The sequence below is a fragment of the Amycolatopsis palatopharyngis genome (assembly GCF_003385185.1).
In the GTDB taxonomy this organism is placed as follows: Bacteria; Actinomycetota; Actinomycetes; order Mycobacteriales; family Pseudonocardiaceae; genus Amycolatopsis; species Amycolatopsis palatopharyngis.
Genome location: NZ_PQHZ01000011.1, coordinates 170,873 through 180,152 on the forward strand (window position 1 = coordinate 170,873; position 9,280 = coordinate 180,152).

A 9,280-nucleotide genomic window follows, 5' to 3' on the forward strand; every position below is an offset into this window, starting at 1 on the left:
TACTGGTCTCCTCCGCGGGCCTCATGGCCACCTCCCTGTGTCACCGTCTCCGGTAGCACCACGAGCGGCACCGAAGAAGACAGGACTTGTCGCTCAACCGTCAGTCACCTTCCGAACCTTTTCGAGGATCGTGACGGCATTATCGCCAAGGCTCTCGGCGATCTCATCCTGAAGAGGAAGTGAGATCTCCTGAAACCCGGACTTGTCAACGTTCTCGATGAATTGGACGCCCATCTCGCCGTATTTACTTTTGAGCTCGCCCTGGAGCTCGAAAGCCTTTGTAGGCTGCTCCTTCCGGACCTTCATCGCAGCCTGTGTCACCGCACTTCGCTCGTCCGGCGACATAGATTTCCACAGTTTGTCCGACACCCAAAGGATCTGGCAGTTGCCCGCGTGCTCAGAGAAGGACATGGTCGGCGCGACCTCGTAATGCTTGTTGAGCCCGTAGTAGGTAAGAGCGTTCTCGGCCATCTCCACCACGCCTGTCTGCAGTGAGCTGTACAGCTCAGGAAAACCCATGTGAACTGTCTGAGCACCATAGGCCGCGAAAATCTTGTCCTCGGTCTTCGTCGCCTGCACGCGGATCTTCTTGCCCTTGATGTCGTTGATCGTGCGCACCGCGAAGTCGGCGTAAAAATTTCGCAGCGGCAGGGTGAACATGGTCAGTGGTCGTGCGCCGGAGACCTGACTCTTGGCCATCTCCATGTAAGCTTCGTTCACTGCCTCGTTACTGACCACGCTGATCACATCATCCTGGTTACCGAACAAGTAATGTGCGGACAAGATTCCAGAAGGCGGGGCGATGGCGGCGGCGTTGGCCGTAGAGGACAGAATGAAGTCGATGTCGCCGCTACGGACCTTCTCCAGTAACTCCGGCTCACCACCGAGCTGCCCCGCCGGGAACTGCTGGATGCTCAATTCACTGTTGCTCGCTTTGTCGAGTCCTTCCTGGAACACATTCGCCGCAATCTCGTGCGCCGTTCCTTTCGGCCCCTCATAGGCAAGCTTGAACTTCCTTCCGCCGGAGCCACCGTTTGCCCCGCCACTACCGGAACCACCGCACCCAGCGATTCCGAACAGACCTGTACCAGCCGTGGCCCAAAGAAAATTTCGACGTGAAATGTTCATTATTTTCCTCCTGATCTGTCCTTGCGTGCAGACAGGCCTGATTCTTCAGACGATTCTGCTCTCCCGTAGATTGCGTACCTCTTCTTCTCCATATCCCAGCTCGGCAAGCAGTTCGTCGGTGTGCTCGCCGTGCGACGGCGGCAGCCGTTGGGGACGAACCTCGCCGGAGCTGTATCGGACCGGGTGCTTGAGTAGACGGACCTTTCCTGCCTCCGGATGCTCGATCTCCTGAATCGGCTCCAATCGCGCGATCGTGTCGTCCATGACCACGTCGTCGTAGTCATTGACGGGTGCACACCAGATGTCGTGACTACGAAACAGATCGAGCAGTTCGGTCTTCGTGTAGCCGGTGAGCAGAGGGCTCAGTGCTAAGTAGATTTCCTCGCGCTTCGTGAGCGCCAGCGCGGGATCTAAATATGGCTGCAGCTCGGCCGGTCGGCCGAGCGCCTCGCTCAGTAGCTCGATTGGCGACAGGGACAGGGCCACGTAGCCGTCCTGAACCCGGTAGAAGCCATATGGTGCCTCGTGAAAGGACGATGCCAGCGGCACCCTCGGTCGTTCGACGGTGGCGCCGTTGAGGTGGTACAGCAGTGGCTCGGCCTGTAGGTCGAGGGCTCCCTGCACCATGGTGACCTCCAGCTGCTGGCCCTCGCCCGAGACGCCCCTGTGGTGCAGAGCCCCGAGGATGCCCATCGCCAGCAGTGCGGCAGAGTGCTGGTCGACAACAGCGGCACCGGCGGCGACAGGGAACCCATCGCGGGATCCGGTCATGGCAGCTAGGCCAGTTATCGCCTGCAGCAGGAGGTCCTGTCCGGGGAGCTGACGATGCGGACCATCGCTTCCGTAGCCGGAAGCACTCGCATAGATCAAGTCCTGGTTCTCCTGAGACAGGTCCTCGTATCCCAGGCCGAGCTTCTCCATGATGCCGGGCCGGAAGTTGACCAGCACCACGTCGGCGTCCCGGCACAGCTCCCGCGCGATCTTCTGGGCCTCCTCACGCTTGAGGTCCAACGTTATGCTGCGCACATTTCGATGCGCCAGCATGAAGAATGTGCTGACGCCATTGACGAAGCTCCCCGCGCCAGCCCATCTGCGTTCGTGCGGTCCGCGTGTCGGCTCCTCGATCTTGATCACGTCGGCCCCCATATCCGCGAGGTACTGGGCCGCTGCGGGTCCGAGCAGGAACTGCGTGAAGGCGACAACACGGACACCCTTGAGTAACTTGAGTGATTCAGGCACGTTTACTCTCCTTCGAAGCGTTATTCGTTCTGCTCGTCCCCGAGCCACCCGACCTACCCTGAAGAGCGTCGCGCGAGATGATTACGCGCTGGATCTGGTTCGTACCCTCGTAAATCTGGGTGAGCTTCGCGTCCCGATAAATACGTTCGACCACCGCTTCTTTTGTGTAGCCATAGCCGCCGTGCACCTGCACTGCGTTGGCGGCGGTGCGCACAGCGATGTCGGAGGCGAAGAGCTTGGCCATAGACGCCTCCGATGAGTACGACCGCCCCTGGTCCTTCATCTGCGCTGCGTGGTGAATCAGCAGCCGAGCGGCCTGGGTGTCGACCACCATGTCGGCAAGCATGAGCTGCACTGCCTGGAAGTTCTCAATTGTGCGCCCGAAGGCCACTCGCTCCCTGGCGTAGGTGAGTGACGCGTCCAGAGCACCGACCGCCAGACCCAGTGCGAGACAGGCGATGACGATCCGACCGTTGTCGAACGACCGCATGACGTTCTGAAACCCGCGGCCGGTTTCTCCCAGCACGGCGCTGTCAGCGACCACGGTGTTCTGTAGGACGATGCCGGCAGTTCCGAGGCCGCGCATGCCCATGAGTTCATCCTTGTGGCCCACCACGAAGCCTCGACCCGGGTCACCGTTCGGGCTCTTCTCCACGAGGAACGTTGTCAGGGAAGCGTTTCCAGGGTCACTGCTCGTGCGAGCGAGCACAACGGCCACGTCTCCCACTGCCCCCGCTGTCATGAAGGCTTTCGTGCCGTTAAGCACCCAGCCCCCGTCCTGGCGGGTCGCCGTCGTCCGAATGCTCGCCACGTCGGTCCCGGCATCCGGTTCCGTCACGGCGATAAGGCAGATCCGCCGGCCGGAGACGATATCGGGAACATAATTGCGACGCTGGTCCTCGTTCCCGGCTCGCATGATCAGCTCGCTTTGGAGCTTGGCCAGCAGCAGGGCGTTCGCAACTGTTCCGGACCTCCGAGCCAGCTCTTCCATAATCAGGCATGTCGTTAGCTCGTCAGCGCCGGAACCGCCGTATTCCTCGGGGATATTGATCCCGAGGAGGCCCAGATCGGCCATCCGGGTGTAAAGGTCCTGCGGAAAGACGTCGTCCCTGTCTATCTCAGCAGCCCGTGGCGCCACCTGCTCCGTGGCGAATCGAAGAGCGAGTTCTCTGGCGGCACGCTGTTCGTCGGTGAGAGCGGCATCGATCGTGTTCATTGACTCACACCCGCTTTAGAATATGTGTTGCCGCACTGACCAGTTCCCCGTTCTGGTTTTCCACAGTTACCTTCGCCGAGCTACGACCGGCCTCACTATCCACACTGACGACCGTGTAGCGGATGGTAAGAGTGTCCCCAATGAAGACGGGCTTGATGAAGCGGACCCCGTCGTAGCCGTAGGACACTGTCGGGGAGTTGCCAAGTGACTCGATAAGCTTCGACGAACACGTCGACATGAAAGCCAACGTAAGTACACCGTGCGCAATACGCTGACCGTAGCGCGTCCGGCTCATGTACTCGTGATCAATGTGATTGGGGCTGAAGTCTCCACTGATGCCCGCGAAGGCGTAGACGTCCGATTCCCCTACGGTCTTGGAGAAGGAAACCTCCATCCCGACTGTCGGCTCCTGCACCTATTCCTCCTTGTTACGCGACTCGGTGTGCTCATGTCCGGACCGGCAGGCCCCGGCGGCTCGCCGAAGGCTGCTCTCACGGACCTTCAGGTGGTAGGGAAACTCGGTGACAGGCGCCACGGACCGACCAGCGGCGTGATCGAGCACGGCGAGCATGGCGGCCCGGCCGAAGTCATACTGCGGGAAGCTGACGCTGGTGAGTCCCGGGGACACCAACGACGCGAGCGGGATGTCGTCACAGCCGACGACTGCCACATCGTCGGGGATTCGCAGGCCTCGTTCCGTGAGCGCCTGCATGGCGCCCACAGCCGTGTAATCGTTGAACGCCATGACCGCGTCGAACGTCAGGCCCGAGTCGAGGGCTCTGTCGACGGCCTCGTAGCCGGCTTGAACCGTAAACGACCCGTTAATGACGAGCGCGGGATCGTACGGCACACTATGGGACTCAAGCCCTTGGCGGTAACCCTTAGTGCGCTCAGAGTTAATCAACCAACTTTCCCGGCCCGTGATGCAGAGAATGTGTTGACATTCCTGCTCGAACAAGTGGTCCATCGCAAGTGCGACGGCCCCGACGTCATCGACCCGGATCGACGGGAAAGGAAGCTTGTGCGGTCCGACCGTCACCACGTGCATGAGGTCCCACGGCAGGTCCCGGAGGTGAGCATCGTCGTCCACGCCGCCACCGGCGAAAACGACGGCGTCGGCATTCTGGTCGTACAAGACCTCGACGCAGGCGCGCTCCTTCTCCGCGATCCTATCGGTGTTGAACAGCATCACGGTGTAGCCCTCGGCCCAGGCCGCGTCCTCCAACCCTCGCGCGATCTGATGGAAGTAGGCATCCGCGATATCCGGGACAAGCAGGCCGATCGTCTTGGTGTAGCCCCGGCGCAACGAAACCGCAAGTGAACTGGGGCGGTAGCGCAACTCGCGGGCCGCCACGAGTACCCGCTCGCGAGTCTCCTCCGGGATGACCTCCGCCCGCCCGTTCAGCACCCGCGAGACAGTGGTGACCGACACGCCAGAGCGCTCGGCAACGGCTTTGGCGGTGGGCTTTTGCTGGCGCGCCCGCGCGGGTTCGTCCGACATCAGGCCGTCACCGGCCGAACGTCTGCGGCCACAAGCGCCTGCCACAACTGCTCCCGCTCCTCGGAGGAGACCCGGCGCAGAGGCGAACGAACATACGGCTGCACAGGATGCCCGAGCATGACCAACTGCTCCTTCATTCGGGCGTACATGTTCGGCATGGGGGTGCGGTAAATGCTCGGCGTCAAGCGCTGGACGCGGGCGTAGATCGCACGCGCCGTCAGCAGGTCCGACTGGGCTATCGCCGCGAGCAGCTGGGCATGCAGGTGTGCGATCACGCTGCCGTGCCCCGAGAGGATGCCGTCGGCCCCAACCGCGAGAGCCGGCAGCAAGTGAGTGCTAAAACTGGTGAGTAACGAGACATGGTGCGGCGCCGAGCGCACGACATCGAGATTGCGCTCGTACACCGCAATGTCGAGGCTCCACTCCTTGACCGCCACCACGTTGTCGACAGTGCAGATCCGGGCGAGCACGTCCGCGTCGTACTGCATTCCCGTGAATCCGGGATAGGCGAAGGCGACCATCGGCAGGTCCGTCACCATGGCTAATTGCTGAAAGTGACGGTGCGCCCCGTCGGAATCGTCGTCGTACAGCAAGGAGTTCGGTGGGAACACCAGAAGGGCATCGGCTCCCTCAGCCCGCGCGTCCGCGGCGTACCGCGCCGCTTCCCGCTCGTCGTCGGCGTACACGCCACAGATGACGGGCACGCGCCCGCCCGCAGTCTCCACTGCGACGGCCAGTGCCCAGCGGCGCTCTGCGCGAGTCAAGCTCGTCACCTCGCCGGCGTGCCCATTGCAAGTGATACCAGCGACGCCTTCGGTCTCGACGAGAGCGTTTAGATGCGCACGATATGCCTGCTCGTCGATCTTCAGGTCCTCGTCGAAGGGCAAAATGCTTGCCGGGATCACACCGGTCAGACGCATGTCGTCTCCTCTCCGCAATCGATCGCGCAACCGATTGCGTGCTACATGGACGCGTAACCTAGGGGCCTGACGACCAAGACGTCAAGGAATTCTTGAATCTTTCTTAGAGTAGTGCGGTGGTCACACTCTGCTGATGAAAAACGATGTTGGCATTGGACTCAATGGAGTTGCTGATCTACGTCATGGAAGTGAGTGCGGGCGGTTCGAAATGCTTACGAAGACCCTGTCGGGAGGACGGGTATACGTGGAGGTGCGCATCTCGCACGACTGGCACGGACCACGCTTCGGCACGGCACCACCGACGCGTGGTTCCGTCGGCCGTATCTCGCGAGAGGAGCAGAAGCAAGGTCGTGGCACTGTCCGAAGCGCAACGAGTTGACCTTCTGACCAAGCTATGTGCTTACGCACCAACGAGCATGAATGGATAACTCGCCGGTGTGACGGCGACCTTGACGACGCCCCCGCACAACGGCGCGTCAACGTAGCCCACTCCCCGCGCCTGCACGGTCTCCGCGAGCCGGCGGGTGCCAGCTGGTTCGGACGAGCCCATGTCGACGACCAGGCGAGCCGGTCGGCAGGCGTACGAGGAGCCCGTCAGTCAGCAGGACTGACTCCACGACACGACTGTCGGTCAGCATCACGACGACCGTGTTGACGTCGTCCGGCACCTCCGTCAGAGCCGTCACCGCCACGGACGCGCGCTCGAATGTGGTGCTCGCGCCCTACCTCGCGCAGGTACGCGGCCAGCAACTGTTCTTGGCCGACCTCTACCGGCCGCAAGCTCCGCCACGCACCATGCCGCGTCGTCGCGGCACCAAAGGGCGGCCACTCAAACCACCGCCGATGCCCGGGGCTTCTATTCGATCGTGCGCCGCGCGCTCAACCGCAACCTGGTGATGCTGCTCGCCAGTCACCACGAAGGCGACGTCGTGCGAACCTCGGACTTCCACCACATAATCCGCCGCCGCGGCGGCGGGCTGATCCACGTGATGGACGTGCTCTCGACCATGGGCATCCTGCTCGATGACCGACCCGCAGTGTTCGACACCTGGCTGGAATCCAAAACCGAGCAGCTGCCCGCCCCCATCGCCTGCCAGATCCGACGCTGGGCACACGTCCTGCGCCACGGGGGACCGCGCCACAACCCCGCAACATCGACACCGCCATCGCCTACGTCCGCGTCGCGGTTCCTGCCCTGACCGCGTTGCCGCGGAATCACGACCATCTGCGGGAAATCACCCGAGACGACATCCTGGCCTACCTCGACACCCTGCACGGCGAACCGCGATCCACCGTGTTTACCACGCTGCGGTCGCTGTTCACCTGAACCAAACGCGACGGCATGATCTTCCGCAACCCAGCGGCAGGCATCCGACTCGGCAAGCGAGCCCGCATCATCTGGCAACCGCTCACCGAAGAACAGCTCACGCTCACGATCCGTGCCGCGAGCACCCCACAAGCCAGACTCTGCGTCGTACTCGCGGCGGTGCACGCAGCCCGTCCCGGCCAAGTCCGCACGATCCAACTCGATGATGTCGACCTCGGCAACCGCCGCATCACCATTGCCGGGCGCAGCCGTCCACTCGACGAACTGACGCACCGGACCCTGCTCGATTGGCTCGATCACCGACGGAGCCGGTGGCCGCACACCGCCAACCCACACCTGTTGGTCAGCAAGGAAAGCGCGCTTCACCACGGTCCGGTCAGTGCCACCTGGATCCTCGACCTGCGCGGCCAACCGGCCCACTTGAACGGCTGCGGATCGATCGACAACTCGAGGAAGCCCTCACCAGCGGCGGTGACCCGCTTCATGTCGCGTCGGTATTCGGTGTCTCGCGGACCACCGCGATCCACTACGCGCTCAACGCACTGCAACTCCTCAACGACGATCATGCCGACGCGCCCTTGGATCCCTTGCGAACCCCAGTGTCCAACCCCGACAATGGCACCGACGAACGCTTGGGTTCCGCCTGAACATACTGGGATTTCCGGGAACTCACGAAGTTTAGCGGGCGGCGCAGCACCACGACGTCCTCATGCGAAATCAGATGCAGCGGCAGGCCCTGCTCGCGCTGTTTGCGGATGAAGTCGCGTTGGAAGAAGCTGCCGCGAGCGACGAGTTCGTTGTCGGCGACGCGGGCGAGTAGGGCGACGCAGCGTTCGACTGGCACCAGTCCGGCCGCTTGGCCGCAGGCGATGATCTGTGACGGTAGGTCGATCAGTTCCGAGTGCTCCCGCCATGGCCGCACGGTGATCGCGACATGCCCGCCGGGGCGCAGCACGGCCGCGCAGCCGTTCAGGATGCGGGTGAACCCCGCCAGCAACCGGTGGTGGCCGACGTTGGCGAGGTTGCCGCGGTCGAGGGCGCTGCCGTAGCGGTGGTGGTACTTGTGCACCTTGCCGTCCGGTGAGTCCGTGGCGGCGGTGACGACTTGCCCGTGCGTGGACGGCCCGTACGGCGGCGAGGTGAGCACCAACGCGACCTGGCCCTGGTATCGCTCGGGCAACAGGAACGGCAGCTGGCGGGCATCGCCGTGCACGATCTCCGCCTCGTGGTGGTGACCGCGGTCCCGTGCCAGGTCGAGGTTCGCTCGCGCAACGCTGATCCAGTGCGGCTCGTACTCGATGCCGACCGCGCGGCGCCCGGCGTCGATTGCCTCCACCAGCGTGGTGCCCGACCCGGCCATCGGGTCGAATACCAGCTCCCCGGGACGCGTGTAGTGGCCGATGGCGTGCGCGGCCACGGCCGGGAGCATCTTCGCCGGATGCGCGGTCGACTCGGGCACGTAGCGACCTTTGCGCTGTGCGGCGGGTGAGGTCTGCGCGGTCGCCCACACCGACAGCGGCAGCTCCCCCGCCACTGCGGCTGGGTCGTTTCCGGTCGGGATGTGCGGCTGCGTCGTGGAGGGTTGCCCGCCGGTATCGAGGGCGTCGATGACTACGCGCGGGATCGGCATAGTCGGATCGTCACGGGCGGAGCGGATGGGGGCCGAGGTGCGCTGGTGGGCCATGAGCGTGGTGCCTTTCGCGGGTGCGGAAACGACCGACTGGGGCTCGGGCGGATGCGGCGAGGGTGGGGTCACTGGCAGCCTCCGATGCCGTGCGCGGCGGTCGCCAGCGCGGTCTCGGGTGGCGGTGCGGCGGGGTCTTGTGCGACAACCCGCGAGTTCTCTCGTCCGTTGTGGACGTACCTGGGCGATGTGGCCCCCTGGACCTGGGCATGTTTTCCCGTTTGGGTGATCATTAGGCGCAATGACTCAACTTCAGGATTCATGA

General features: G+C 63.3%; 12 protein-coding genes. 2 read left to right on the forward strand and 10 right to left on the reverse strand.

All coding sequences use genetic code 11. The annotated features are described in order from the left end of the window. Window positions 1–93: 93 nt before the first annotated feature. From D0C15_RS11490 to D0C15_RS35690, 7 genes are all read right to left on the reverse strand, one after another. Window positions 94–1,128, reverse strand: coding sequence for a TRAP transporter substrate-binding protein (locus tag D0C15_RS11490; protein ID WP_116043920.1), 1,035 nt, complete (start codon window positions 1,126–1,128; stop codon window positions 94–96). A 45-nt stretch (window positions 1,129–1,173) separates the two neighbouring features. Continuing rightward, the gene (locus D0C15_RS11495) at window positions 1,174–2,367 is read right to left on the reverse strand and encodes a CaiB/BaiF CoA transferase family protein (protein ID WP_162830035.1); all 1,194 of its coding nucleotides are present in this window, start codon (window positions 2,365–2,367) and stop codon (window positions 1,174–1,176) included. Then, on the reverse strand, window positions 2,360–3,583 hold the full coding sequence (locus D0C15_RS11500; RefSeq protein ID WP_116043925.1) for an acyl-CoA dehydrogenase family protein: 1,224 nt from the start codon (window positions 3,581–3,583) through the stop codon (window positions 2,360–2,362). The genes D0C15_RS11495 and D0C15_RS11500 overlap by 8 nt, the downstream gene beginning before the upstream one ends. Window positions 3,584–3,587: 4 nt before the next feature. Continuing rightward, window positions 3,588–3,998, reverse strand: coding sequence for a MaoC family dehydratase (locus tag D0C15_RS11505; RefSeq protein ID WP_245975707.1), 411 nt, complete (start codon window positions 3,996–3,998; stop codon window positions 3,588–3,590). Then, a complete protein-coding gene (locus D0C15_RS11510) occupies window positions 3,999–5,084 on the reverse strand; it encodes a LacI family DNA-binding transcriptional regulator (RefSeq protein ID WP_116043927.1) in 1,086 nt (361 codons plus the stop codon). Beyond that, window positions 5,084–6,004: a dihydrodipicolinate synthase family protein gene (locus D0C15_RS11515; RefSeq protein ID WP_116043929.1), complete on the reverse strand. Its 921-nt coding sequence runs from the start codon at window positions 6,002–6,004 to the stop codon at window positions 5,084–5,086. The genes D0C15_RS11510 and D0C15_RS11515 overlap by 1 nt, the downstream gene beginning before the upstream one ends. A gap of 400 nt (window positions 6,005–6,404) precedes the next feature. Then, window positions 6,405–6,602, reverse strand: coding sequence for an NAD(P)-binding domain-containing protein (locus D0C15_RS35690; protein ID WP_425455380.1), 198 nt, complete (start codon window positions 6,600–6,602; stop codon window positions 6,405–6,407). A gap of 268 nt (window positions 6,603–6,870) precedes the next feature. Between D0C15_RS35690 and D0C15_RS11525 the strand changes: the two genes are divergently transcribed. Together D0C15_RS11525 and D0C15_RS35465 are read left to right on the forward strand one after the other, a co-directional pair. Beyond that, window positions 6,871–7,203 carry a hypothetical protein gene (locus tag D0C15_RS11525; protein ID WP_116043933.1) on the forward strand — a complete coding sequence of 111 codons (333 nt, stop codon included), beginning with the start codon at window positions 6,871–6,873 and terminating at the stop codon, window positions 7,201–7,203. Window positions 7,204–7,208: 5 nt separating this feature from the next. Next, window positions 7,209–7,331 carry a hypothetical protein gene (locus tag D0C15_RS35465; protein ID WP_281270693.1) on the forward strand — a complete coding sequence of 41 codons (123 nt, stop codon included), beginning with the start codon at window positions 7,209–7,211 and terminating at the stop codon, window positions 7,329–7,331. Between the two features lie 362 nt (window positions 7,332–7,693). Here D0C15_RS35465 and D0C15_RS35470 read toward each other — a convergent pair whose 3' ends face one another. The 3 genes from D0C15_RS35470 to D0C15_RS34700 form a co-directional block, all read right to left on the reverse strand. Further along, a complete protein-coding gene (locus D0C15_RS35470; RefSeq protein WP_281270694.1) occupies window positions 7,694–7,816 on the reverse strand; it encodes a hypothetical protein in 123 nt (40 codons plus the stop codon). Between the two features lie 77 nt (window positions 7,817–7,893). Continuing rightward, window positions 7,894–9,015, reverse strand: coding sequence for a TRM11 family SAM-dependent methyltransferase (locus D0C15_RS11535; RefSeq protein ID WP_211323172.1), 1,122 nt, complete (start codon window positions 9,013–9,015; stop codon window positions 7,894–7,896). A gap of 68 nt (window positions 9,016–9,083) precedes the next feature. Beyond that, window positions 9,084–9,280: hypothetical protein (locus tag D0C15_RS34700; protein ID WP_211323171.1), on the reverse strand; the 197-nt coding region annotated here is incomplete at its 5' end.

Bases quoted from the DNA above. Each gene is read 5' to 3' on its own strand.
- D0C15_RS11490 (WP_116043920.1), bottom strand. From the start codon at position 1,128: ATGAACATTTCACGTCGAAATTTTCTTTGGGCCACGGCTGGTACAGGT.
- D0C15_RS11500 (WP_116043925.1), bottom strand. From the start codon at position 3,583: ATGAACACGATCGATGCCGCTCTCACCGACGAACAGCGTGCCGCCAGA.
- D0C15_RS11510 (WP_116043927.1), bottom strand. From the start codon at position 5,084: ATGTCGGACGAACCCGCGCGGGCGCGCCAGCAAAAGCCCACCGCCAAA.
- D0C15_RS11515 (WP_116043929.1), bottom strand. From the start codon at position 6,004: ATGCGTCTGACCGGTGTGATCCCGGCAAGCATTTTGCCCTTCGACGAG.
- D0C15_RS35470 (WP_281270694.1), bottom strand. From the start codon at position 7,816: ATGAAGCGGGTCACCGCCGCTGGTGAGGGCTTCCTCGAGTTGTCGATC.
- D0C15_RS11535 (WP_211323172.1), bottom strand. From the start codon at position 9,015: ATGGCCCACCAGCGCACCTCGGCCCCCATCCGCTCCGCCCGTGACGAT.